Annotated in this window: 22 protein-coding genes and 1 tRNA gene; 7 read left to right on the top strand and 16 right to left on the bottom strand. The window is 71.0% G+C overall.

Going from position 1 to position 23,103, the window contains the following annotated elements; genetic code table 11:
* The first annotated feature begins 2 nt into the window (after positions 1-2).
* Positions 3-1,673 carry an alpha-amylase family glycosyl hydrolase gene (locus BCF33_RS02210; protein ID WP_106159302.1) on the top strand — a complete coding sequence of 557 codons (1,671 nt, stop codon included), beginning with the start codon at positions 3-5 and terminating at the stop codon, positions 1,671-1,673.
* A gap of 42 nt (positions 1,674-1,715) precedes the next feature.
* Here BCF33_RS02210 and BCF33_RS02205 read toward each other — a convergent pair whose 3' ends face one another.
* From BCF33_RS02205 to BCF33_RS02160, 10 genes are all read right to left on the bottom strand, one after another.
* Positions 1,716-2,651, bottom strand: coding sequence for an ABC transporter substrate-binding protein (locus tag BCF33_RS02205; protein WP_106160158.1), 936 nt, complete (start codon positions 2,649-2,651; stop codon positions 1,716-1,718).
* 35 nt (positions 2,652-2,686) lie between these two features.
* Positions 2,687-3,709, bottom strand: a complete 1,023-nt coding sequence (locus BCF33_RS02200; RefSeq protein WP_106159301.1) for an ABC transporter permease — start codon at positions 3,707-3,709, stop codon at positions 2,687-2,689.
* Entirely contained in the window at positions 3,706-5,193 is a 1,488-nt protein-coding gene (locus BCF33_RS02195; RefSeq protein ID WP_106159300.1) for a sugar ABC transporter ATP-binding protein, read from the bottom strand. The genes BCF33_RS02200 and BCF33_RS02195 overlap by 4 nt, the downstream gene beginning before the upstream one ends.
* A complete protein-coding gene (locus BCF33_RS02190; RefSeq protein WP_106159299.1) occupies positions 5,190-6,323 on the bottom strand; it encodes a Gfo/Idh/MocA family protein in 1,134 nt (377 codons plus the stop codon). The genes BCF33_RS02195 and BCF33_RS02190 overlap by 4 nt, the downstream gene beginning before the upstream one ends.
* Entirely contained in the window at positions 6,323-7,378 is a 1,056-nt protein-coding gene (locus BCF33_RS02185) for a sugar phosphate isomerase/epimerase family protein (protein WP_106159298.1), read from the bottom strand. Before BCF33_RS02185 ends, BCF33_RS02190 begins: the two co-directional genes overlap by 1 nt.
* A gap of 13 nt (positions 7,379-7,391) precedes the next feature.
* Complete coding sequence (xylA, locus tag BCF33_RS02180) at positions 7,392-8,690, bottom strand: xylose isomerase (RefSeq protein ID WP_106159297.1); 1,299 nt, start codon at positions 8,688-8,690, stop codon at positions 7,392-7,394.
* A 12-nt stretch (positions 8,691-8,702) separates the two neighbouring features.
* Positions 8,703-9,731, bottom strand: coding sequence for a LacI family DNA-binding transcriptional regulator (locus BCF33_RS02175; protein WP_106159296.1), 1,029 nt, complete (start codon positions 9,729-9,731; stop codon positions 8,703-8,705).
* Positions 9,732-9,942: 211 nt separating this feature from the next.
* On the bottom strand, positions 9,943-10,719 hold the full coding sequence (locus tag BCF33_RS02170; RefSeq protein ID WP_106159295.1) for a metal ABC transporter permease: 777 nt from the start codon (positions 10,717-10,719) through the stop codon (positions 9,943-9,945).
* The gene (locus BCF33_RS02165; RefSeq protein ID WP_106159294.1) at positions 10,712-11,500 is read right to left on the bottom strand and encodes an ATP-binding cassette domain-containing protein; all 789 of its coding nucleotides are present in this window, start codon (positions 11,498-11,500) and stop codon (positions 10,712-10,714) included. The genes BCF33_RS02170 and BCF33_RS02165 overlap by 8 nt, the downstream gene beginning before the upstream one ends.
* Positions 11,497-11,970, bottom strand: coding sequence for a Fur family transcriptional regulator (locus tag BCF33_RS02160; RefSeq protein WP_106159293.1), 474 nt, complete (start codon positions 11,968-11,970; stop codon positions 11,497-11,499). Before BCF33_RS02160 ends, BCF33_RS02165 begins: the two co-directional genes overlap by 4 nt.
* 70 nt (positions 11,971-12,040) lie before the next feature.
* On the opposite strand from BCF33_RS02160, the gene BCF33_RS02155 reads away from it, so the two are divergent.
* The 6 genes from BCF33_RS02155 to BCF33_RS02130 all read left to right on the top strand — a co-directional run bounded on the left by BCF33_RS02155 (position 12,041) and on the right by BCF33_RS02130 (position 17,735).
* The gene (locus BCF33_RS02155) at positions 12,041-12,946 is read left to right on the top strand and encodes a metal ABC transporter solute-binding protein, Zn/Mn family (RefSeq protein WP_106159292.1); all 906 of its coding nucleotides are present in this window, start codon (positions 12,041-12,043) and stop codon (positions 12,944-12,946) included.
* Positions 12,947-12,988: 42 nt separating this feature from the next.
* The gene (locus BCF33_RS02150) at positions 12,989-13,249 is read left to right on the top strand and encodes a hypothetical protein (RefSeq protein ID WP_106159291.1); all 261 of its coding nucleotides are present in this window, start codon (positions 12,989-12,991) and stop codon (positions 13,247-13,249) included.
* 55 nt (positions 13,250-13,304) lie between these two features.
* Entirely contained in the window at positions 13,305-14,588 is a 1,284-nt protein-coding gene (locus BCF33_RS02145; RefSeq protein ID WP_106159290.1) for a homoserine dehydrogenase, read from the top strand.
* A 129-nt stretch (positions 14,589-14,717) separates the two neighbouring features.
* On the top strand, positions 14,718-15,701 hold the full coding sequence (gene glpX / locus BCF33_RS02140) for a class II fructose-bisphosphatase (protein WP_106159289.1): 984 nt from the start codon (positions 14,718-14,720) through the stop codon (positions 15,699-15,701).
* A gap of 121 nt (positions 15,702-15,822) precedes the next feature.
* Positions 15,823-17,589: a single-stranded-DNA-specific exonuclease RecJ gene (recJ, locus tag BCF33_RS02135; RefSeq protein ID WP_106159288.1), complete on the top strand. Its 1,767-nt coding sequence runs from the start codon at positions 15,823-15,825 to the stop codon at positions 17,587-17,589.
* A gap of 71 nt (positions 17,590-17,660) precedes the next feature.
* Positions 17,661-17,735, top strand: a tRNA-Glu gene (locus tag BCF33_RS02130).
* A gap of 22 nt (positions 17,736-17,757) precedes the next feature.
* On the opposite strand, the gene BCF33_RS02125 is transcribed toward BCF33_RS02130, so the two are convergent.
* The 6 genes from BCF33_RS02125 to mraY all read right to left on the bottom strand — a co-directional run bounded on the left by BCF33_RS02125 (position 17,758) and on the right by mraY (position 23,100).
* Positions 17,758-18,759, bottom strand: coding sequence for a GGDEF domain-containing protein (locus BCF33_RS02125; RefSeq protein ID WP_106159287.1), 1,002 nt, complete (start codon positions 18,757-18,759; stop codon positions 17,758-17,760).
* Positions 18,756-19,370, bottom strand: a complete 615-nt coding sequence (locus tag BCF33_RS02120) for a heme NO-binding domain-containing protein (protein ID WP_106159286.1) — start codon at positions 19,368-19,370, stop codon at positions 18,756-18,758. The genes BCF33_RS02125 and BCF33_RS02120 overlap by 4 nt, the downstream gene beginning before the upstream one ends.
* Before the next feature lie 86 nt (positions 19,371-19,456).
* The gene (murD, locus tag BCF33_RS02115; protein ID WP_106159285.1) at positions 19,457-20,860 is read right to left on the bottom strand and encodes a UDP-N-acetylmuramoyl-L-alanine--D-glutamate ligase; all 1,404 of its coding nucleotides are present in this window, start codon (positions 20,858-20,860) and stop codon (positions 19,457-19,459) included.
* 139 nt (positions 20,861-20,999) lie between these two features.
* A complete protein-coding gene (locus tag BCF33_RS02110; protein ID WP_106159284.1) occupies positions 21,000-21,656 on the bottom strand; it encodes an SDR family NAD(P)-dependent oxidoreductase in 657 nt (218 codons plus the stop codon).
* On the bottom strand, positions 21,653-22,024 hold the full coding sequence (locus BCF33_RS02105) for an ACT domain-containing protein (protein WP_106159283.1): 372 nt from the start codon (positions 22,022-22,024) through the stop codon (positions 21,653-21,655). The genes BCF33_RS02110 and BCF33_RS02105 overlap by 4 nt, the downstream gene beginning before the upstream one ends.
* Positions 22,021-23,100 carry a phospho-N-acetylmuramoyl-pentapeptide-transferase gene (gene mraY / locus BCF33_RS02100; RefSeq protein WP_106159282.1) on the bottom strand — a complete coding sequence of 360 codons (1,080 nt, stop codon included), beginning with the start codon at positions 23,098-23,100 and terminating at the stop codon, positions 22,021-22,023. Before mraY ends, BCF33_RS02105 begins: the two co-directional genes overlap by 4 nt.
* Between the last annotated feature and the right edge of the window lie 3 nt (positions 23,101-23,103).

Genomic DNA, 23,103 nt, shown 5'->3' with positions numbered 1-23,103 from the left:
GAATGGCCGACGAATGGTGGCGCGGCGCCACGATCTACCAGATCTACCCCCGCAGCTTTCAGGACAGCACCGGCAACGGCATCGGCGACCTGCCGGGCATCACCCGGCGGCTCGACCACGTCGCCGACCTCGGCGCCGACGCGGTGTGGCTGAGTCCCGTCTTCACCTCGCCGATGAAGGACATGGGCTACGACGTCTCGGACTACACGGACATCGACCCGCTCTTCGGCACGCTTCGGGACATGGACGCCCTGATCGAGCGGGCGCATGACCTCGGGCTGAAGGTCGTGGTGGACCAAGTGATCTCGCACTGCTCGGACAAGCACCCGTGGTTCGAGGAGTCGCGCCAGGACCGCACGAATCCCAAAGCCGACTGGTTCGTCTGGGCAGACCCGAAGGAGGACGGCTCGCCGCCCAACAACTGGCCTTCGGTGTTCGGCGGCTCCGCCTGGACCTGGGAGGCGCGGCGGCGGCAGTACTACCTCCACAACTTCCTGCCCTCGCAGCCAGACCTGAACTTCCACTGCGCCCCCATGCGCGAGGCGATCCTCGGCACGATGCGGTTCTGGCTGGACCGCGGGATCGACGGCTTCCGCCTCGACACGGTGAATTACTACTATTGCGACGCGCAGCTGCGATCCAACCCACCCGTCCCCGAGGACCGGCGCTGGGACGAATGGCCCCCCGCCAATCCCTACGAGATGCAGCAGCACCTCCATTCGAAGAATCAGCCCGAGAACCTTGGGTTCATGGAGACGCTGCGCACCATGACCGACGGGTACGATGCCCGGATGATGGTAGGCGAGATCGGCGAGAGCCTGATCCCCATGGAGATCATGTCCGAGTACACCCGCGGCGAGAAGCGGCTGCACATGGCCTACTCGTTCGAGATGCTGGGCCCGAACTTCAGCCCCCGCTTCTACGCAGACCGCATTACCGAGTACGGTGAGAAGGCTCCCGACGGATGGCCGTGCTGGGCGTTCTCGAACCACGACGTCACTCGACACGCCACCCGCTTCTCGCGCCGGCTGACGGGCACCGACGACGACCGGGACGTCACGGACGCGGTCGCCAAGCTGTCGGCGGCCCTCCTCCTCAGCTTCCGGGGGTCGGTGTGCCTCTACCAAGGGGAGGAGCTGGGCCAGATCGAGACGGACATCCTCTACGAGGAACTGACCGATCCGCCCGCCTTCGCCTTCTGGCCCGACTACAAGGGCCGCGACGGCTGCCGCACGCCTATGGTCTGGACCGCCCAGGACGAAGAGGGTGGGTTCACCGACGGCACGCCTTGGCTGCCCGTGAAGGAGCCGCAGCTCGAACGGGCGGTGGACCTCCAGGGCGAGGGTTCGGTGCTGGCGTGCTACAAGGCCCTGCTGGCCCAGCGTCGCGCCCGGCAGGAACTGCTGACGGGCGACATCGCCTTTCCGCATGTGGGCGCGCGTGGTCTCGTGATCGACCGGGACGGGCTGAAGGGCGTCTTCAACCTCTCCGCCGAGCCGCTCGGGCTGACAGGCGAGGAACGGACCGGCCCCGCGGAAGGCTGGGACGGGTCCGCCCTGGCGCCCTTCGGCTGGGCCTTCTTCGAAGGCGAGGTCGCCGTCGAGGAGGAAGCCCTGCCGCGCGAGCGTTGGGGCGAGCGGTCGGGCGGGTTCCTCGGGACCGAATCGGGCTGACGCGCGTGGGGGCGGCGCCGGCGCGGCCCGCCCCCGACCCGATCAGAACGGGCTGTCGGGGAAGTAGTAGTCCTCCGCGTTGTCCGGCGTGATCAGAACCGAGCCGATCGTGAACTCGCCCGAGACGGGCGCCGAGGAGGTCAGGCCGACCGCCGTCAGCTCGATCGCCGTGCCGATCATCGCGGGCGGATAGGTCACGTTGGCGGGGATCATCGGATCGCCGTCGCGGGTACGGGCGATCATCTCCTTCATGCCCGCCCCGCCGAGGACGAACTGCACGTCGTCGCGCCCCGCCGCCTCGATCGCGGCGAGCACGCCGATCGCCATGTCGTCGTCGGACGCCCAGACCGCATCGATGTTCGGATAGCGCGACAGGAAATCCTGCATGACCGTGAAGCTGTCGTCACGGTTCCAGTTGCCATGCTCCATCGCCAGCACGTTGATGCCCGAGCCGTCGATCGCCTCCTCGAAGCCCTCGACGCGCTCGTTGTCGATCGTCGTCGGGATGCCCCGCAGGACGACGATGTCCCCTCCGTCCGGCATCTGGCTGGTCATGAACTCGCCCGAGACGCGGCCGAAGCCGGGATTGTCGCCCGCGACGTAGAGGTCCTCGATCCCTTCCTGCGAAAGGCCCCGGTCCACGACCGTGACCCAGGCGCCGCTGTCGGCGACCGCCGCGACGGGGCCGGTCAGCGGGTCGGATTCGAAGGGCAGGACGACGAGGGCGTCGATGTTCCGCGTCGCCAGCATGTCCTCGATGTCGCTGACCTGCTCGGCCGCGTCGCCGGCAGTGGCGAGCACGAAGTCCAGTTGGGGATAGACCTCTTCCAGCCGGTCAACGGCCTCTTGCGCGAAGTAGTTCATGCCACCCGCCCAGCCGTGGGTGGCGGCGGGGATCGAGACGCCGACGGTCTGCGTCTCCTGCGCGGCGGCCGGCAGCGCCAGCGCCATCGCGGTCCCCGCGAGAATGACCTTCATGTGCATTGTGCTTCCTCCCTTGGATGCCGGGACGTTCAGGTCCCGGCCTTCTTCTCCCGCTGCAAGACGACGGCGAGAATGATGATGACCCCCTGGATCGCCCCGTTGAGATAGGGCGAGACGGCGTCGGTCAGATTCAGGATGTTTCCGATGAGGGACAGGATCAGCACCCCGATCACCGTGCCCCAGACCCGGCCGAAGCCGCCCTTTAGGACGGTGCCCCCGATGATGACGGCGGCGATGGCCTCCAGCTCCCACAGGACGCCGGTCGTGGGCGACGCGGACCCCAGGCGGGGAACGTAGAGGATCGTCGCGACCCCCACGAGCAGCCCGAGCAGCACGTAGGTCGCCATCCGTACCCGGTTCACGTTGACAGAGGAATAGCGCGCCACCTGCTCGTTCGATCCGATGGCCGCGCAGTAGCGCCCGAAGGCCGTGCGGCGCATGACCAGCTCGCCCAGGACGGCGACGAAGGCGAAGACGATGATCGGCCAGGTCAGCCAGCCGAAGCCGCCGAAGTAGATGGGCCGGATCGCGGTCCGCAGCGTGAAGTCGAGGGAGAGCGTCCCTCCATCGGCAAGCCAGGTGACGAGGCTGCGGTAGATGCCCATCGTGCCCAGGGTAACGATGAACGCCTCGATCCGCATGTTGGTGACGAGAAACCCGTTGATCGCCCCGGCCGCCAGCCCCGCAGAAAGCGCGGCCCCCATCCCGACGAGGACCAGCATGGGCACGGACTCGACGGTCCCCGCCAGCGAGTTCATCGTCAGGATCACCAGCCCCGCGATGAAGGCCGCCATCGATCCGACCGACAGGTCCAGTCCGCCCGCGGTGATGACGAAGGTCATGCCCACCGCGATGATTCCGATGAAGGCCGATCGCGAGAGGACGTTCGAGATGTTGGACGCCGAGAGAAAGGTCGACTCGTTGGTCGCCGAGATGCCGGTCCCGAGAAGGATCAGCGCCGCGAGCGCGAGGATCGGTCCGAGGACGTGGAGGTCCAGGAGCGAGTGGCTCCGGTCCCGCCTCTGCGGCGCGGTGGCGGCGGCACCGGTCATGCGGCTGCCCTCCCCAGGCCCATCTGGAGGCCGTTGATCCGTTCCTCGTCGATCTGATCGCCCTCCAGCGCCCCGACGATCCGCCCTTCGCGCATAACGAGGACGCGGGTGGCGAGGCCGATGACCTCCTGCATCTCGGATGAGACGACGATGACCGCCTTCCCCTCGTCCGCCAGCTCGCGGATCAGCTTGTAGATCTGCTGCTTGGTACCGATGTCGATGCCGCGGGTGGGCTCGTCGATGATGACGATCTCGGGATCGGCAAGCATCGTCTTGGCCAGCAGCAGCTTCTGCTGGTTGCCGCCCGACAGGTTGCCGACCTTAACGTCCCGCATCGGCGCGCGCACGTCGAAGCGGGCGATCGCGTCGTCCAGCGCCCGCTCCTCGGCGGCGGTGTCGACGGTCAGCCCGGAGAAGTCCGGCAGCGACTGCAGCGTCAGGTTCTCGCGCATCCCCTTGTCCAGGAGGAGGCCCCGCCCCTTCCGGTCCTCCGTGAGATAGACCATCCCTACCCGCATCGCGTCGCGCGGGCTGCGGATCGTGACGGACCTGCCGTCGACCTCGATCCGGCCCCGGTGCGGGCGCAGCCCGACCAGCCCCTCCATCGCCTCGGTCCGGCCGGAACCGATCAGGCCGGCGAAGCCCAGGACCTCGCCGCGTCGCAGCTCGAACGAGACGTCGGCGGCGTGGTCCGGCACGTCCAGTTCCTCGACGCGCAACGCGACCTCGCCGCGTGGCGCGGCCTTCGCGGGGTAGAGGTCCGAGACGTCCCGGCCGACCATCGCGTTGGCCATGGCGTGCTCGGACATGTCCGCCGGACCCCGATGCACCACCCTTCCGTCCCGCAGCACGGTCACGCGGTCGGCCACCTGCTTCACCTCGCCCAGCTTGTGCGAGGTGAACAGGATGGCCGTGCCGGCCGCGCGCAGCCGGTCCACCTGCTCGAGCAGGGTGTCGACCTCCGCCGTGGTGAGCACCGCCGTCGGCTCGTCCATGACTAGGACGCGGGCCTCCTGGCGCAGCGCCTTGGCGATCTCGACCATCTGCTTGTCGGGGTTGGAAAGGTCCCGCACCCGCGCGGTCGGCGGCACCCGGCAATCCAGCCGGTCCAGCAGCTCGGCCGTCCGCTCCCGCATCGTGCGCTTGTCGAGGAGCGGCCCGCGCCGCAGCTCCGCGCCGAGGAAGACGTTCTCCTCGACGGTCAGCGGCTCGGCCAGGTTGAACTCCTGATGGATCATGACGATCCCGGCTGCCTCGGCCTCGCGCTGGTCAGCGAAGCGGCGCGTCCTGCCGTCGACCAGCACCTCGCCGCCCGTGGGGACAAGGAAGCCGCACATGATCTTCATGGTCGTGGACTTGCCCGCCCCGTTCTCGCCGATCAGCGCGTGGACCTCGCCCGCCCGCAGGTCCACTCCGATGCCGTGCAGCACCTGCACCGGCCCGAAATGGCGGTCGACGTCCCGGAGCGCGAGTGGGGCCGTCACAGCGTCACCCACCCCGCGTCCTTCTTCGACGACCGCACGCAGGCGTCCACGAAGCGCATCCCGTCGAGTCCGTCGTGTACGGTCGGGGCCAGCGTCTCGGCCGTCTCACCCTCGCGCGCGGCCAAGATCATCTCGGCGGCGTCGGCGTAGATGTTGGCGAACCCTTCCAGGTAGCCTTCGGGATGCCCGGCCGGGATGCGGGAGCCGGCCAGATTGCCTTCCGTGGCCCCTGCCCCGTTCCGCGTCAGCAGGCGCTTCGGCTCGCCCAGCGGCGCTTGCCAGAGGTAGTTCGGATCCTCCTGCTTCCATTCCAGCCCGCCCTTCTCGCCGTAGACGCGCAGGCGCAGCCCGTTCTCGTTCCCCGGCGCGACCTGGGAGCACCAGAGCATCCCCTTCGCGCCGTTCTCGTAGCGCAGCATCACGTGGGCGTTGTCGTCGAGGCGCCGGCCGGAGACGAAGCTGTCGAGGTCGGCCGAGAGGGCTTCGCAGCGCAGGCCCGTGACGAACCCCGCCAGGTTGTAGGCGTGGGTGCCGATGTCGCCCGTCGAGCCGCCTGCCCCCGACTGTTCGGGGTCGGTGCGCCAGCCCGCCTGCTTCTGGCCGGTGCTCTCCAGGTCCTCGGCCAGCCAGTCCTGCGGATATTCGACCTGCACCACGCGGATCACGCCGATCTCGCCCGCGGCGACCATCTCCCGCGCCTGCCGGACCATCGGATAGCCGGTGTAGTTGTGCGTCAGGATGAAGATCGCATCCGACTTCTCCGCCAGCGCCACCAGCTTCCTCGCGTCCGCCAGGGTCGAGGTCAGCGGCTTGTCGCAGATCACGTGGATGCCGCGCTTCAGGAACTCGCGCGCGGCTGCGTAGTGGACGTGGTTCGGCGTCACGATGCTGACCGCCTCGATCCCGTCCTTCAGCCGCGCCTCGCGCTTGGCCATCGCCGCGAAGTCGTCATAGGTCCGCTTCGGATCGACCCCCAACGCCTCGCCGGACGCGCGCGACCGCTCGGGGGTGGACGAGAACGCCCCCGCTACAAGATCGAACCGGCCGTCGATCCGCGACGCGATCCGGTGGACCCCCCCGATGAAGGCGCCTTCTCCGCCGCCCACCATGCCGAGCCTGATCCTCTCCATCACCCGATCCCCAGCATCTTGCGGTTCGCGGCATCGTCCGTGCCGCCATCGGCGAAATCGTCGAAGGCGTGAGGGGTCACGCGGATGATGTGGTCGCGGACGAACTGCGAACCCTCCCGCGCGCCGTCCTCGGGGTGCTTCAGGGCGCACTCCCACTCGACCACGGCCCAGCCGTCGAAGTCGTTCGCGGCCATCTTCGAGAACACCGCCCCGAAGTCGACCTGCCCGTCGCCCAGGCTGCGGAAGCGCCCGGCCCGGTCCACCCAGGACTGGTAGCCGCCATAGACCCCCTGCCGCCCGGTCGGGTTCAGTTCCGCGTCCTTCACGTGGAACATGCGGATGCGGTCTTTGTAGATGTCGATGTTGTCTAGGTAGTCCAGCGCCTGCAGCACGTAGTGCGAGGGGTCGTAGAGCATGTTTGCGCGGGCGTGGTTTCCGACCCGCTCGAGGAACATCTCGTAGGTGACGCCGTCATGGAGGTCCTCGCCGGGATGGATCTCGTAGCAGACGTCGACGCCGCACTCCTCGGCCATGTTGAGGATCGGGCGCCAGCGCCTGGCCAGCTCGTCGAACGCCGTCTCCACCAGTCCGGCGGGACGCTGCGGCCAGGGATAGACGTAGGGCCACGCAAGGGCGCCGGAGAACGTCGCGTGCGCCGATATCCCCATGTTGCGAGAGGCCTGCAGGGCGAGCTTCACCTGACTCACCGCCCATTCCTGACGGGCCTTCGGGTTGCCTCGCACCTCGGCGACGGCGAAGCCGTCGAACGCCTCGTCATAAGCCGGGTGCACGGCGACGAGCTGGCCTTGCAGATGGGTGGAAAGCTCCGTCACCTCGACACCGTTCGCACGCCCCTGGCCGAGGAACTCGTCGCAATAGTCCTTCGATTCCGCCGCGCGGGCGAGGTCGAACAGCCGCGCATCCCAGGACGGCACCTGAACCCCTTCGTAGCCGCAATCGGCTGCCCACCTCGTGATCCCGTCCCACGTGTCGAACGGCGCATCGTCGCCGGCGAACTGCGCGAGGAAAAGCGCGGGGCCTTTGATCGTCTTCATGGCGCGTCCCTCCTCAGACGAAGCGGTTGACGATGTTCTCGAGCATCTCCTGCCGTCCGGAACGAGGCTGCGGATCGATGCCCTTCGCGACGGCCTCCTCGGCGATGGCCTCCAGCGGCCGTTCCAGGAGGTCCGACCCCTCCCACTTGGCGTAGCGCTCAGCGCGCAGGCGCTCCAGCGTGCCGTCCTCTAGCATGGCGGCGGCGGCCTTCAGCCCCCGTGCGCAGACGTCCATCCCGCCCACATGCGCCCAAAGCAGGTCGCCCGGGTCCAGCGACTGCCGGCGCAGCTTGGCGTCGAAGTTCGTGCCGCCGGTGGCGAAGCCCCCGCCCCTTAGGATCTCGTAGTAGGCCAGCGCGACCTCGGGAACGTTGTTGGGGAACTGGTCCGTGTCCCAGCCCGACTGGTAGTCGTTCCGGTTCATGTCGATCGAGCCGAATATTCCCAGGGCGCTGGCCAGCGCGATCTCGTGCTCGAAGCTGTGACCCGCCAGGATGGCATGCCCCTGCTCGATGTTCACCTTCACTTCGTCCTCCAGGCCGAAACGGCGGAGGAAGCCGTGGACCGTGGCGACGTCGTAGTCGTACTGGTGCTTGGTCGGCTCCTGCGGCTTGGGCTCGATCAGGATCGCGCCGCGGAAGCCGATCTTGTGTTTGTAGTCGACGACCTTCGACAGGAACGCGCCCATATGGTCCAGCTCGCGCCCGAGGTCCGTGTTCAGCAGCGTCTCGTACCCCTCACGCCCGCCCCAAAGGACGTAGTTCGCCCCGCCCAGACGGTGCGTCGCGTCAAGGCAGGCCTTCACCGTGGCGGCGCACCAGGCGTAGACGTCCGGGTCCGGGTTGGTGCTGGCCCCGGCCATGAAGCGGCGGTTCGAGAAGAGGTTCGCCGTCCCCCAGAGCAGACGCATACCGGACGCGTCCTGCTTCTCGCCCAGATAGTCGGCCATCTCGTCCAGCCTTGCGACGGACTTGGCGAGTGTTTCGCCCTCGGGGCGAATGTCATGGTCGTGAAAGCAGTAGAACGGCACGCCGAGAAGGCGGAACATCTCGAACGCCTCGTCCGCGCGGTGCCGGGCCATCTCCATGGTGTCGGCCGGGAACCAAGGCCGTTCGAAGGTATGCCCGCCGAACGGGTCGCCCCCCTCCCAGACGAAGTTGTGCCACCAGCACACGGCGAAGCGCAGGTGGTCCTCCATCCGCCTGCCCATCACGACCTCGTCGGGCCTGTAGTGCCGGAAGGCAAGGTCCAGCGGCCCTGCCTCGGGATCGTAGGGGATGGGTTCGGATCGCTGGAAGTAGTCGCGGGGCATCCGGTCCTCCTCTCAGGCGGCGCGGGCGGGAAGGTTGTCCCGCACGTAGATGTCGAGGGTCAGCGGTGCCGCTGGCGGCGCGCGCCCTTCGCGCAGCGCGGCGAGGGCCCCGATCGCCATCCGAACCTCCTGCGCGGGGTTCTGGTCGATCACGAGGTCGATCAGCCCGTCCTCGAGCGCCCGGCGACTGTGCGGCGTCAGCTCGTGCACGACGGTGACGGGGCGCGACCGCAACCCCTTCAGCGCGGCGACGAGGCCCCGGGTGCCCGCCGCGGCGGCATAGATGGCGGCGGGCGGGCGGCGGCCAGTCAGCGCGCCGCGAACGATCGCCTCGACGAGATCGGCATCGTCGCGTCCTTCGGCCGACGCACCGACCGTCAGGTGCGGGAAGTCGGCGCGCATCACCATGTCGAAGCCGAGGCGCCGGTCGACATGGTCGCGGGCGATCGCGCTGCCGAGGATCACCATGACATCCGCCGGAGCGGCATCGAGGAAACGCCCCAGGAAGCGGGCCGCCGTGCGGCCCGCGGCCACGTTGTCGATGCCGACATAGGCGTCGCGCTGCTCGGCCGGCAGGTCCGAGACGAGGGTGACGACCCGAACGCCCGCGGCGCGAAGCCCCACCAGGGCGCGCGCGCTCTCGATACCTTCGGCGCCGAACACGGCGATTCCGGTCACGCTTCCGGGGTCCAGCGCGTCCAGCGCCGCGCCGAGCGACTCCGAGGAGAACGCGGGAACGTCCAGCACCTCCAGCGACTGGCGGAAGCGGCGCGCGGCGGGACGCTCGGCGGCGATGGCCGTGCGCAGGGCGCCGAGGAACGCGTTCGGCCCCTCCGGCAGCACGAAGACGAACCGGTCGGACCGTCCGGTGGAAAGGGCGGTCGCGGCGGCGTCGCGCTCGTAGCCCAGTGCCTCTACCGACGAGCGGACCTTGGCGCGGGACTTCTCCGTCACCCCGCCGCGTGCGTTCAGCACCCGGTCCACGGTCGCGATGGAGACGCCGGCATGATCGGCGACGTCCTGTACGGTCGGTCTCTCCACCTCGGTGTCCCCCCTGCCTCTCTACAGTAGGCGCGGGTCCTGATTGGCGTCCATCATTTTCTTCGGCAGGGAAGATGAGGAAAAGATCTGGCGACCGACCTTCGACATGAAAAATATATCGTAGATTACTGCCTAGTGGTCGTAATAACGATCCACAGATCACCCGGCCCCGCACCGACGCCCTGATGTCCGTCGTGCAGGACCTGGGCCGTCAGCTTCTCCGGAGCGGCAAGGTCAGGGCGAAGAGCGCCGCCGCGGAGAGGGCGATGGACGGTCCGCCCGGCGTGTCGAACGCTAGGGACGCAGCCAGCCCCAGGCCCACGGACGCGGCACCGATCAGGGCGGCCGCCACGACCATCCCCTCCGGGCTGCGGGCGAGCCCCCGCGCGGCCGTTGCCGGTATGATCAGCATCGCCACCGTCAGCAGCGCCCCGACCACCTCGATCGCCATGGCCACCGCCACCGCCAGCGCGAGGGAGAGGATCAGCCCCTCGCGGCGGGGGTCGATCCCCGTGGCCCGGGCGAGATCGGCATCGAGCGTCGAGGTCAGCAGCCGGCGCCAGCGCCAGGCGAGAAGGGCCGCGACCAGGGCTGCCCCCATCCAGAGGCCGGCGAGGTCCTGACGCGCGACGCCGAACACGTCGCCGAAGAGGAAGGCCGAAGGATCGACCCGCGCGCCCGAAAGGGAGAGCGCCACGAGCCCAGCCGCCAGCGCGCCGTGCGAAAGGGTTCCGAGGATCGCATCGGGCAGCCCCCTCGCATCGAGGAGCGCGACCGCGACCGCCATGCCCGCGGCGACCGCGAGCGCCCCCCAGATCGGCGCGATCGACAGCGCGAGCGCGAGGGCGACGCCGAGGATGGCCGAATGGCTGACCGCCTCGCCGAAATAGGCGAGGCGCCGCCAGACCACGAAGCAGCCCAGAGGCGCGGCCGCGACCGACAGCGCGAGGCCTGCCAGAGCGGCCCGGATCAGGAAATCGTCAAGCACCCCGCGGCCCCGCGACGGCTTCGCAGCGCTCGCCGTCGCGCCCGTGACCGTGACCGTGATCGTGATCGTGATCGTGCGAATGGTCGTGGTCGTGTTGGTAGAGGGCCAGCGCCCCGCCCGTGCCCGAACCGAAGAGCGCGCGATAGGCCGGCGCGTCCGCGACGACGTGGGGGGCGCCCTCGCAGCAGATATGGCCGTTGAGGCAGATGACGCGATCCGACGCCGCCATCACGACATGGAGGTCGTGGCTGACCATGAGGACCGCGCAGCCAGCGTCCCGCCGCACCCTCTCGATCGTCTGGTAGAGAGCGGCAGCGCCGGGTTGATCGAGGCTCGCGGTCGGCTCGTCGAGGATCAGGAGGTCGGGCGCCCCGGCCAGCGCGCGCGCCAGGAGGACCCGCTGGAGCTGTCCGCCCGAGAGCGCCCCGAGGGACGCCGGCCCCAACCCCTCCGCCCCAGCGGCGGCAAGCGCGGCCTCGGCCTCGGCGTCCGTCCGCGGCTCCGGCAGGGAAAGGAACCGTCGCACGGTCAGCGGCATCGCCGATCCGGCCGCCATGGATTGCGGCACATAGCCGATCCGCAGGCCGGCCGCGCGGCGCACCGTGCCGCCCGCAGGCTCGAGCGCGCCGATGAGGGCCCTCACCAAGGACGACTTGCCCGATCCGTTGGGCCCGACGAGGGTCACGATCTCGCCCGCCGCGATGGCGAAGTCGATATCGGACAGGACCGTCCGCCCGCCCCGATCCAGCCGCAGGGCGTGCGCCTCGATCAGCTTGGTCATGCAACGGCGCCCCGGCAGTTCGGGCACAGTCCTTCGGCCTCCAACGTGGTCGCCTCCAAGGCGAAGCCGGTGGCCCGTGCGGCGCTGCCCAGGCGCCCCTCCTCCGGTGCCACGGGCATCTCGGCGACGGCCTCGCAAGCGCGGCAGATCAGGAAGGCCGGCGCATGTTCGGCACCGGGGCGGGCGCAGGCGACGAAGGCGTTCAGCCGCTCGATACGGTGGACGAAACCCTGCGCCACGAGGAAGTCGAGCGCGCGGTAGACCAGGGGTGGCTGCGCCGGTCTGCCCTCGGCCCGCAGGCGATCCAGCACGTCGTAAGCGCCCAGGGCGCGATGCGACTCGAGCAGGATCTCCAGCACCCGTCGCCGGGCGTCGGTCAGACGCAGGCCGCGCGCGGCGCAGCCCTCCTCCGCCGCGGCGAGCGCCGAGGCGATGCAGCCATCGTGGTCGTGAGGGGCGAAATCGATCATACAAGGGTCCGAGGTTGACAGCGGATGATATAGTATAACACTTCCCCTGGCCGCAACCCGGAGACCCGTCATGCGTCTTGCCCTATCCCTCGCCGTTCTCGCCTCGCCGGCCGTCGCGGATGCTCCGGCGGTGGTCGCGGACATCCCGCCGGTCCACTCGCTCGTCGCGGCGGTGATGGAGGGGCGCGGCGCGCCTGCGCTGCTGCTGACGGGCGCCGCGGATCCGCATTCCCACTCGCTCCGCCCGTCGGAGGCGACGGCGCTGGAGGAGGCCAACCTCGTCGTCCTGATGGGAGAGGCCCTTACCCCCTGGATCGGCGGGCCGCTGTCGGCCTTGGCCCCCGACGCCTTGCGGCTGGAGCTCCTCGATGTCGAAGGCCTGGATCTGATCGAGGTCGAGGACCCCCACGACGGGGAAGAAGGGCACGCACACGGAGCCGAAGAGCATGACGAGGACGATCACGGCGGCGACCATTCCGGGCACGATCATGGCCCGCTCGATCCGCACGCTTGGCTGGACCCGGAAACGGCCGCCGCCTTCGCGGCCGAGATCGCCGCGCGCCTCTCCGAGATCGACCCCGACGGGCGCCCCACATATGAAGCGAACCGCGACAGCTTCGTCGCCGCGGCGGAGGTTCTGACGCCGCCGGCGGTCGACGCGCGGCCGTGGATCGCCGGGCACGATGCCTACGCCTACGCCTCCCGCTGGGTCGGCGCCCCGGCGGCCGGGGCGGTCATGGACGTGGACAACCTCGCGCCCGGCGCGGCGCGACTGCGCGAGCTGTCCGCGATCGCCGGCGAGGCCGCGTGCGTCATCGCCCCGCCCGATGCGGACGCGCGCCTTCTGGCCGCGGCCGGGAATCTACCGGTCGTAACGCTCGACCCTCTGGGGCGCGCGCACGAGCCCGGGCCCGCGCTCTGGCCTGCGCTGATGGCCGACGTGTCGGCGGCGTTCGAGGAATGCCTCTCGCCCTGACGGCTTTCGCCCGGGGGCGGGCGCGGCTAGGGTCCGGCCTTGATGCGCGCCCTCCTCCCGCCCCTGGCCCTCGCGGCCTGCGCGACCTTTCCGGAGGTCGACGCCGCGATCCCGCCCGCGGCGCGGAACGCCCCCTTCCCCTCCCTGCTTCCCACGGCGGCCTTCGACGCCGCCCCGGCCGAGCGCCTCTCCCCCGAGGCGGGCCAGGCGTTGGAAGGCCGGCAGTCCGACCTCGAGGCGCGCGCGGCCCGGCTGCGCGACCCAGTCCTGACCGAGGCGGAGCGCGCGCGCCTCGGGCGCTAGACCCGCCCGGGGGCGCACGCTAGGGACCGGCGCGGCAGACGAAGGGACACCGAGCATGACGCAGCCTCTCCGCCTCGGAATCGCGGGCCTGGGCACCGTGGGCGCGGGCGTCGTGAAGATCGCCCGGCGGCACGCCGACCTGATCGCCGCCCGCGCCGGCCGCGTCGTCGTCGTCACTGCGGTCTCCGCGCGGGATCGGTCCCGCGACCGTGGCATGCCCCTGGGCGACTACGCCTGGGAGGACGACCCTGCCGCCCTCGCCGCGCGAAAGGACGTCGATGTCCTCGTCGAGCTGATCGGCGGCGACGCGGGCCCCGCCAAATCGGCCGTCGAGGCCGCGCTGCGCGCCGGCAAGGACGTCGTGACCGCGAACAAGGCGATGCTGGCCCTCCACGGCGCCGAACTGGCCGCCTTGGCCGAGGCGAACGGCGCCGCCCTGCGCTACGAGGCGGCCGTCGCGGGGGCGATCCCCGTCGTCAAGGTCCTGTCGGAGAGCTTCGCCGCCAACGAGACCTCGCGCGTGATGGGCGTGATGAACGGCACCTGCAACTACATCCTGACCCGGATGGAAGGCGCGGGCCTGCCCTACGAGGAGGTCTTCGAGGAGGCTAGCGCCCTCGGCTACCTCGAGGCGGACCCGACCCTCGACGTGGGCGGGATCGACGCGGCGCACAAGCTCGCCCTCCTCTCTGCGCTGGCCTTCGGAACCCCGCCGGCCTTCGACGCGGTCGAGATCGAGGGGATCGAGCGGGTCTCGATCCAGGACATCCGCTTCGCCGCCGACCTAGGCTTCCGGATCAAGCTGCTCGGGGTGGCGCAGGTGACGGGCCGCGGGCTGGAGCAGCGGATGTCGCCCTGCCTCGTGCCTGCGAACTCGCCGCTGGGACAGCTCGAAGGGGCGACGAACATGACCGTGCTGGAGGGCGACGCCGCGGGCCAGATCGTCCTGCGCGGCGCGGGCGCGGGCGAGGGCCCGACCGCCAGCGCGGTCTGGTCCGACGTCATGGACATCGCGCGCGGCCTGCGCGTGCCTGCCTTCGGCCGCCCGGTCGATCAGCTCCGGGTGATCCCGCCGGCGCAGTCGGCCGCCCCCGCCTCGTGGTACCTGCGGCTGACGCTTCAGGACAAGCCGGGCGCCCTGGGCAAGATCGCCGTCGCGCTCGGCGAAGGGGGCGTATCCATCGACCGGATGCGCCAGTACGATCACGAGGGCGACGCGCCGGTCCTCATCGTCACCCACCCCGCCCGCCGCGCCGCCATCCGCGAGGCTATCGAGGCGACGGAGGCCTCGGGCGTCCTGGCCGAGCCGCCCGTGGCCCTGCGGATCGAGACCGTCTGACCGGCCGGGCCGACCGACCCCAGACCTTCGCGAGGCACAGGAACACCTTCGGGGGACTGCCAGGTGGACACCCCCGCCCGGCGCGCGCTAGCTGCGCGCGACGCACATGCCGACCCGGAGGCCCCACGCATGGCTGCCAACCGCAAGTTCCACGACCGGATGCTCTCCCTCGGGCTCGCCCGGGTGTCCGAGGCCGCCGCCATGGCCTCGGCCGACCTGATCGGGCGCGGCGACGAAAAGGCCGCCGACCAGGCCGCGGTCAACGCCATGCGCGAGCAGCTCGACCTTCTCGACATCGACGGCACTGTGGTCATCGGCGAGGGCGAACGCGACGAGGCCCCCATGCTCTACATCGGGGAGGAGGTCGGCACCGGGAACGGTCCCTCGGTGGACATCGCCCTCGACCCGCTGGAGGGGACGACCCTGACGGCCAAGGACATGCCCAACGCCCTGACCGTGATCGCCATGGGCCCGCGCGGCTCGATGCTGCACGCGCCCGACGTCTACATGGACAAGCTGGCCGTCGGGCCGGGGCTGCCGAAGGACGTCGTCTCGTTCGAGATGTCCCCGAAGGAGCGGGTGCTCGCGCTGGCCGAGGCCAAGGCCTGCCGCCCGCAGGACATCACAGTCTGCGCGCTCGAGCGTCCCCGCCACGCCGAGATGATCGCCGAGCTGCGCGAGACCGGCGCGGCGATCCGGCTGATCACGGACGGCGACGTGGCCGGAATCATCCACGTGGCCGAGCCGACGACCGGCATCGACCTCTACATGGGCTCGGGCGGCGCGCCGGAGGGCGTGCTGGCGGCCGCGGCGATGAAGTGCATGGGCGGGCAGATGTGGGGGCGCCTCCTCTTCCGCGACGACGACGAGCGGGGCCGCGCCGAGAAGGCGGGGATCGAGGATTTCGACCGGGTCTACGCGCGCGACGACCTCGTCACGCAGGACGTCATCTTCGCGGCGACGGGCGTGACGGACGGCTCAATCGTCCACGGCATCAAGCGCGAGCCGGGCTTCCTCACGGCCGAGACGGTGCTGATGCGGTCGAAGACGGGCAGCATCCGGCGGATGTCCTATCGCAACCCCACCACCGGCGGACCCGCCGTCGCGCCCTGAGCGCCATCGGCCTCCGCTCGGCGGCGCGGTGACGGGGCAGGTCGCGAAAGGCCGGCCCTCATGACGCACCCGGCCCCCCGCCGCCTTTCCCGGCGGTGACGCATCGTCTAGCCTGCCGATCATGCCACGCGATCACGACGCCGCCTTCCTTCACGTCGAATCCTCGTTGTCCGGGCGCCGGTGGACGGGACCTTCGGCGGACGCCCTACGCTTGGGCGAGGCGCTCGCGCAGGCGACGGGCCTTCCGGCCGCGCTCGCGGGGGTGCTCGCCCGTCAGGGGGTGCGGGCTGAGACGGCGGCCGCCTACCTCGCGCCCAAGCTGAAGGACCTCCTGCCCGACCCCCGCGGCCTGCGGGACATGGAGAGGGCCGCAACCCGCCTCGACGCCGCCGCCGAGCGGGGAGAGCGGATCGCGATCTTCGCGGACTACGATGTCGACGGCGGTGCGTCGGCGGCCCTGCTGATCTGGTGGCTGCGCGCGCTGGGACGTGACGCGACGCTCTACGTCCCGGATCGGTTGCGCGAGGGTTACGGACCCAACCCCGAGGCGATGGCGCAGCTCTCGGCCTCCCACGACCTGATCGTATGCGTCGACTGCGGCACCGCCGCGCACGAGGCGCTGGAGGCGGCCGGAGGAACGGACGTCATCGTGCTCGACCACCACCTCGGAACCGAGACCCCGCCCCCCGTCCTCGCCTGCGTCAATCCGAACCGGCCGGACGAGGACGGCGCCCTGGGCCATCTCTGCGCGGCCGCGGTGACCTTCCTCTGCCTCGTCGAGGCGAACCGGCAGAGGCGCGGGGCCGGACGCGAGGCCCCGGATTTGATGGGGATGACCGACCTCGTGGCGCTCGCGACCGTGGCGGACGTCGCGCCGCTGATGGGGGTGAACCGGGCCTTCGTGCAGGCGGGTTTGCGCGCGATGGGCCGCGGGGGGCGGCCAGGGCTCGAAGCGCTGGCCGCTACCGCGCGTCTGTCGGGACCGCCGACGCCCTATCACCTTGGCTTCGTCCTGGGCCCGCGGATCAACGCCGCCGGGCGCGTGGGCCGGGCGGACCTCGGCGCCCGCCTCCTCGCCTCGGCCGACCGGCATGAGGCGGCCGCCCTCGCCGACCGGCTGGAGGAGGTGAACGCCGAGCGCAAGGCGGTCGAGGGCGCGACCCGCGTCGCGGCCCTCGCCCAGGCCGAGGCGCGACTGGACGCCGACCCCGATGCGCCTCTTGTCTGGGCGGCCGGCGAAGGGTGGCATCCTGGGGTCCTCGGGATCACCGCGGGACAGCTCGCGCGGCGCTTCCGGCGGCCGGCGGTCGTGCTGGGGGTCGCGGACGGGATGGCGAAAGGCTCCGGCCGGTCGGTGGCAGGGGTCGATCTGGGCTCGTGCGTGGCGCGCATGGCGCGGGCGGGGGAGCTCGCTTCGGGTGGCGGGCACGTGATGGCCGCGGGCCTCTCGGTAGGGGCGGGCTGCGTCGAGGCGGCGATGGCGCGCCTGGGGGAGCTTCTGGCGCGGCAAGGGGCTGGCGGCGGCGAGCCTTCGGACCTCGCGCTCGATTCCATGCTGATGCCGGGGGCCTGCGACATGGCCCTCGCCCGCCAGCTCGAGGCGGCGGGCCCCTGGGGCGAAGGCGCGTCCGCGCCCCGCTTCGCCGTGCCCGAGGTCCGCATCCACGATGCCCGCCCCGTGGGCCAGGACGGGCTGCGACTGACCGTGTCGGACGGGATCGGCCCACGCCTTCAGGTCATCGCCTTCGGTGCGATGTCGGGGCCGATCGGGCCGCGCCTGTTGTCCCACGGGGGGGGGCGGTTCCACCTTGCCGGACGGCTGGAGGTGAACCGTTGGCAAGGCCGCGAAAGCGTGCAGCTCGCGCTGATCGACGCGGCGGAAGCCTAAGCTGACAAGCGCGATTTCGGGGGTTGCCGCCCCCGAGGCAGGCCGTTAGATCACGCGGCACGGCGCGGGATGCCCCGTTCGTCTATCGGTTAGGACGCCAGGTTTTCAACCTGGAAAGAGGGGTTCGATTCCCCTACGGGGTACCAGCCGCGCCGTGACCCTTCCCCGTCAGGAAGCCTCTGGCGCGGTCGACCCACCCATCAGCGTCCAGCACCCCCGCCCTGCCTGCTTCGAGGCGTAGAGCGCGGCGTCCGCCGCCGCCGTCACGCTTGCAACGTCCCCGATGGCGTGGTCGTCCGATATCGCGATCCCGACCGAGGCGGAGATCCGGGCGAGGCCGCCCTCGACCGGGATGGGCCGCTCGATCGCGGCGATCAGGTCGTCGGCGATCCTGCCCAGCCGATCGCGGGGGATCGCGCCGTAGAGGAGGATCGCGAACTCGTCCCCGCCGATCCTCGCTACGAGGTCGGCGGCCCGCGCCGCGCGGACCATCGCCTCCGTCGCCGCACGCAGCACCGTGTCTCCCACTGCGTGGCCCATCGCGTCGTTCACCGCCTTGAACCGGTCGAGATCGACCGCGAGCATGGCGAACCGTCCCCCCCCGCGGGCGAGCGTATCCATCGCCTGATCCAGCCCCCTGCGGTTTCGTAGGCCCGTCAACGCATCCGTGAAGGACCGCTCCTCCGCATCGGAATGCGCGTTCTGCAAGCGGGCGGTCAGAGCCGCGGCCTCGGCGGCGATGGCGGCGTTGGCCTCGGCCAGGAAGAGCAGCTCGTTGGCGAGATCGGTCGGCGCGAAATCCCCGTTCGACAAGGAGAACCGCCGCACCGCCGCGACCACGCCCGGGCCGGGCGAGAGGTTCAGCAGCAGCCCATTGCCCGCCCCGCCACGGGCAGGCACCGCGATCCCAGCCAGCCTGAGGTTCGCGTGCAGGAGGGTGAGGTGGAGCTTCTGCCCCACGACCGAGCGCAACCCGTCCACGTCCGCCACCCCCTCCGGCCGGCGCAAACGCAAAAGGTCGAACACCGCCCGCCCGGCCGGATCGACCCCGGCCAGCCGCGCGAAGGTGCGCCCGGCCGAGGTGACGCGCCCCGACCCGTCCAGCGCAAGGTGCATCGGCATCAGCCGGTCCAGTGCGCAGGGACGCAGCATCAGGGGGCTGCCGGTCATCCGCCCCGCCCCTCGCCCGAGCCGGCCAGGTCGAAGCCCCGCCCCGCCCTGAAATCCGCGAGAGAAAGAGTGATGCGGACGCTCTCGCCGTCATCGGGACGTCCCTCCGCCGGCTCGACCGCTTCGATCAGGACGAGCGCACCATAGTCGTCCGCAATCGCCCTGAGCGCCCCCATCATGATGTGCGAGATGCCCGGGATCGCGTATGTCGCGGTCAGCAGAAAGCGTCCCCTGCCGTCGTCCCGCAGGACGAAGCGGGGGATCGCGTCGAGGGTCGGCAGGGCCAACTCCGCACGTGCCGGCAGATCCTCCAGCGATTGGAGGAAATCGTCGAAGTCGGATCCGCCGAAACGGAGCAGGCGGCGGACCCGCTCCATTCGCGGGTGGGAGACGAGGAACGTCCCCATGTCCTCGAGCAGGTCCGAGGACCGCTTGCGCAGGCGCCGCGAAGCGACGCGCAGGACGACCCCGATCAGCGCGTCGTCATAGGTCAGCAGCGCCTCGAACCCGCGCTCGGGCACGCCAGCTTCGGCGGCGATGCTGCGCCAGGCAGCCTCGCCGTAGGTGACGGTGAGAAAATCCTGCACCGCCCGGTTCATCAGCCCATGCATCGCATCCTCCGCGCCCGGCCACGGAAGGAGATGCCACGGAAACCGTCACCAAAGGGTTTACGGCCGGGCCGCGGATGCGCGGCTTCTTAACGGTCCGAACGGCCCGGCAGGGCGCGCACCGCCTCGACGAACGCCTCGCCCCGCTTCTCGAAGTCGGTGAATTGGTCGAAGCTCTTGGCGGCAGGGGCCAGCAGCACCGTATCGCCGGGCTCGGCCTCCTCGGCGGCGCGGGCGACGGCGGTGGCGAGGTCGCCGCACACCTCCTGCGGGACGGCGGCGATCTGAATGGCCATCCGTTCGGCCGCGTGTCCGATGAGATAGGCCTTCGCGACGGCGCCCGCCTCGTCCGCAAGGGGCGCGATGCCGCCTTCGGGCTCGATCCCGCCGACGATCCAGCGGATGCGCGGAAAGGCCCGCAGCGCCTGCCGGGCGGCGTCCACGTTGGTCGCCTTCGAGTCGTTCACGAAGCGCACGCCGCCGATCTCCGCGACGAGCTGCGAGCGGTGCGGCAGGCCGGGAAAGCTCGCCAGCCCGGCCCCGATCTCGCGTGGGCCGAGGCCGAGCGCGCGGCAGGCGGCGAATGCATGCGCGGCGTTCTGGTGGTTGTGCGCGCCAGGCAGGCCGGGAATCCCCCGCAGGTCGATCATGGATACCTTCCGGCCCTTGCGACGCTCCTCCAAGACGCCCTCCACGGCGGACACGGTCCAGCCCGGTCCCTCCGGCGGCGCTGTAGAGACGCGGATCACGCGGTCGTCGGCGGGCGCCTCGGCGAGACGCATCGCGAGGAACCGCCCTTCGACCTGGTCCACACCGATCACCGCCCGGTCCGGCCCCCCTTCCGTGAAGAGGCGCGCCTTGGCCGCGAAGTAGCCCCCCATGCCCCCGTGCCGGTCGAGATGATCGGGCGAGAGGTTGGTGAACACGGCCACGTCGGGCGTCAGCGCGCGGGCCAGGTCGGTCTGGTAGCTCGACAGCTCGAGGACCACGACGCCCCCATCACCCGGCGGATCGATGTCGAGGGCGCCGCGCCCGATGTTCCCAGCGAGCTGCGCCGCGCGTCCGGCATGGGACAGGAGGTGGTGGACGAGTGCCGAGGTCGTGGATTTCCCGTTCGAGCCGGTGATCGCGATTACCCGCGGCGGCCGATCCATCCGGTCCCATTCCGGCGTGGCGAGCGAACGGAAGAAGAGGCCGATGTCGTTGTCCACCGGCACGCCTGCCCTCATGGCCGCCGCGATCACGGGGTTCGGCGCGGGGTAGAGGTGCGGGATTCCCGGCGAGACGACGAGAAGGTCCAACCGCCCGACGTCGTCCCGGAGGTCGGTCGACGCGAAGCCCTCGGCCTCCGCCCGGGCGCGCGCCGCCGCGCCGTCGTCCCAGAGCATGGGTTCGGCGCCCCCCGCTTCGAGGGCGCGGGCGGCGGACAGGCCGGAGCGCCCGAGCCCGAGCACGCCCACGCGCGCGCCGCAAAGGCCGCGCACCGGGATCACGTTCCCGCCCCGCCGAAGGCCCTTGGCGGGGCCACGCCCGGCTTGGCCGGGCCGCCCCCAGGACGAAGCGCGCGCCCTCGAGGGCCCGCCTGCGGCTCCCTGTCGGCGCGGGCCCGCGCGCCCGCCGCCTTCCGCGCCATCACCATCCGATCGCCTTCCGGCGGCGGAAGAAGCCGCCCGTGGGGCCGTCAACCGGAAGGGTGGCGAGCCAGATCGCCGTGTCCGCCCCCTCCTCCGGCGAGCGGGCGGCGTTCGGGCCGCCCATCCGCGTGCGCACCCAGCCGGGACAGAGGGCGTTGACCTTCACCCCATCGGGCAGGTCGCGCGGCAGGACGTGGGTCAGCGCGTTCAACGCGGCCTTGGCCACGCCGTATACTCCCGGCCCGCCCAGCCCCTCGGCGAAGGAGCCCCAGCCCGAGGAGACGTTCACGATCCGCCCGTAGCCCCGTGCGCCCATGCCCGGCGCGACCCGGCGGATCAGGTCCATCGGCGCGCGGACTATGACCTGCATCGCCTCCTCGAAGGCGCCGTCATCGTCCAGCAGCGATACGTCCCGCAGGACGCCCGCGTTGTTGACCAGGACGTCGAGGTCGCCCGCCTGGGCCAATGCGTCCGCGAAGGTTTCGGGGCGCATCAGGTCCAGCGCGACGGACCGGCAGCCGAGCGCGTCTGCGGCCTCGGCCCCGGCGGCGGGGTCTCGCGCGCCGATCACCACCTCCAGCCCCTCGGCCAGCAGGCCTGCGGCGATGGCCCGTCCGATCCCCCGGTTGCCGCCCGTGACCAGCGCGCGCCTCATCGCGATCCCTCCGACAGCCGTTCCAGCACCGCGAGCGCGCGGGCATCGTCCGCCTCCGGCACGAAGAGATGGTCGTGCCTCAGCGCCGCGACCACGTTGCAGGCGATCCCCTCCCGCGCCAAGGCCCCGGAGACGGCCGCCGTCAGCCCGACCCCGTCCAGCGCCGAGTGGACCCGCAGCGAGATCAGCGCGAACGCCTCCTCCCCCTCTGCGGCAGGCCTGATGCAGGACCAACCCTCGACCTCGCAAAAGGTGGCGATGGCGCCCGCCGGGGGCGTGCCCTCGCACGCCGCGAACGTCCAGGCGCCGGGCCTGCGCTCGGGCGCCATGCCGGCGATCATCGCGGCACCGTCGCGGACCGCGCTCATCGGATCTTCAGCGTCGAGAGGCCGATCAGCGCCAGGATGATCGACACGATCCAGAACCGGATCACGATCTGCGATTCCGGCCAGCCCTTCTTCTCGAAGTGGTGGTGGATCGGGGCCATCAGGAAGATGCGCTTCCCGGTCTGCTTGAAGTAGAGGACCTGGACCATCACCGACAGCGCCTCGACCACGAAGAGGCCGCCGACGATGGCCAGCACCAGCTCGTGCTTCGTCGCGACCGCGATGGCGCCCAGCGCGCCGCCCAGCGCCAGCGACCCGGTGTCGCCCATGAACACCGCCGCGGGCGGCGCGTTGTACCACAGGAACCCCAGGCCCCCGCCGATCAACGCCGCGCAGAACACCGCGATCTCGCCCGTCCCCGGCACGTAGGAGATCACCAGCGCGTCCGTGAAGTCCACGCGCCCGACCACGTAGGCGATGATCCCCAGCGTCGCGGCGGCGATCATGACCGGCATCACCGCCAGGCCGTCCAGCCCGTCCGTCAGGTTCACGCTGTTGGCCGACCCCGTTATCACCACCATCACGAAGAGGACGTAGACGATCCCCATGTCGAGGACCGCGTCCTTGAAGAACGGGAAGAGCAGCGCCCCCTCCAGCGCCGGCGGATGCCACCACGCGGCCCACAGCGCGGCGAGAGCCGAGACGAGCAGGCCGATGCCGAAGCGCAGCTTGCCCGGCACGCCCCTGGGGTTCGCGTGGGCCACCTTCTGCCAGTCGTCCGCAAGGCCGATCGCGCCGAAGGCCGCCGTGACGAAGAGCGTCATCCAGACCCATGGATTGTCCCAGCGCGCCCAGAGGAGCGTGCCCAGGAACAGCGCGCCGAGGATCAGCGCGCCGCCCATCGTCGGCGTGCCGGCCTTTCGCGCATGGCCGTCGGGCCCGTCGTCGCGGATGGGCTGGCCGGCCTTCTTGGCCGTGAGGAACGCGATCAGCGGCTTGCCGAACACGAACCCGAAGACCAGCGCCGTGAAGAACGCGCCGCCCGCCCGGAACGAGATGTAGCGGAACAGGTTGAAGATGTCGCCGCCATCCGACAGCGCGCTGAGCCAGTAGAGCATCGC

This window comes from Hasllibacter halocynthiae, assembly GCF_003003095.1.
GTDB lineage: Bacteria > Pseudomonadota > Alphaproteobacteria > Rhodobacterales > Rhodobacteraceae > Hasllibacter > Hasllibacter halocynthiae.
This window is presented reverse-complemented; position numbering and strand designations above follow the sequence as displayed.

Coding starts and splice junctions, on each gene's coding strand:
- BCF33_RS02210 (WP_106159302.1), top strand. CDS start 3: ATGGCCGACGAATGGTGGCGCGGCGCCACGATCTACCAGATCTACCCC.
- BCF33_RS02205 (WP_106160158.1), bottom strand. CDS start 2,651: ATGAAGGTCATTCTCGCGGGGACCGCGATGGCGCTGGCGCTGCCGGCC.
- BCF33_RS02200 (WP_106159301.1), bottom strand. CDS start 3,709: ATGACCGGTGCCGCCGCCACCGCGCCGCAGAGGCGGGACCGGAGCCAC.
- BCF33_RS02190 (WP_106159299.1), bottom strand. CDS start 6,323: ATGGAGAGGATCAGGCTCGGCATGGTGGGCGGCGGAGAAGGCGCCTTC.
- BCF33_RS02185 (WP_106159298.1), bottom strand. CDS start 7,378: ATGAAGACGATCAAAGGCCCCGCGCTTTTCCTCGCGCAGTTCGCCGGC.
- xylA (WP_106159297.1), bottom strand. CDS start 8,690: ATGCCCCGCGACTACTTCCAGCGATCCGAACCCATCCCCTACGATCCC.
- BCF33_RS02165 (WP_106159294.1), bottom strand. CDS start 11,500: ATGACCAAGCTGATCGAGGCGCACGCCCTGCGGCTGGATCGGGGCGGG.
- BCF33_RS02160 (WP_106159293.1), bottom strand. CDS start 11,970: ATGATCGATTTCGCCCCTCACGACCACGATGGCTGCATCGCCTCGGCG.
- BCF33_RS02155 (WP_106159292.1), top strand. CDS start 12,041: ATGCGTCTTGCCCTATCCCTCGCCGTTCTCGCCTCGCCGGCCGTCGCG.
- BCF33_RS02150 (WP_106159291.1), top strand. CDS start 12,989: ATGCGCGCCCTCCTCCCGCCCCTGGCCCTCGCGGCCTGCGCGACCTTT.
- BCF33_RS02145 (WP_106159290.1), top strand. CDS start 13,305: ATGACGCAGCCTCTCCGCCTCGGAATCGCGGGCCTGGGCACCGTGGGC.
- glpX (WP_106159289.1), top strand. CDS start 14,718: ATGGCTGCCAACCGCAAGTTCCACGACCGGATGCTCTCCCTCGGGCTC.
- recJ (WP_106159288.1), top strand. CDS start 15,823: ATGCCACGCGATCACGACGCCGCCTTCCTTCACGTCGAATCCTCGTTG.
- BCF33_RS02125 (WP_106159287.1), bottom strand. CDS start 18,759: ATGACCGGCAGCCCCCTGATGCTGCGTCCCTGCGCACTGGACCGGCTG.
- BCF33_RS02120 (WP_106159286.1), bottom strand. CDS start 19,370: ATGCATGGGCTGATGAACCGGGCGGTGCAGGATTTTCTCACCGTCACC.
- BCF33_RS02110 (WP_106159284.1), bottom strand. CDS start 21,656: ATGAGGCGCGCGCTGGTCACGGGCGGCAACCGGGGGATCGGACGGGCC.
- BCF33_RS02105 (WP_106159283.1), bottom strand. CDS start 22,024: ATGAGCGCGGTCCGCGACGGTGCCGCGATGATCGCCGGCATGGCGCCC.
- mraY (WP_106159282.1), bottom strand. CDS start 23,100: ATGCTCTACTGGCTCAGCGCGCTGTCGGATGGCGGCGACATCTTCAAC.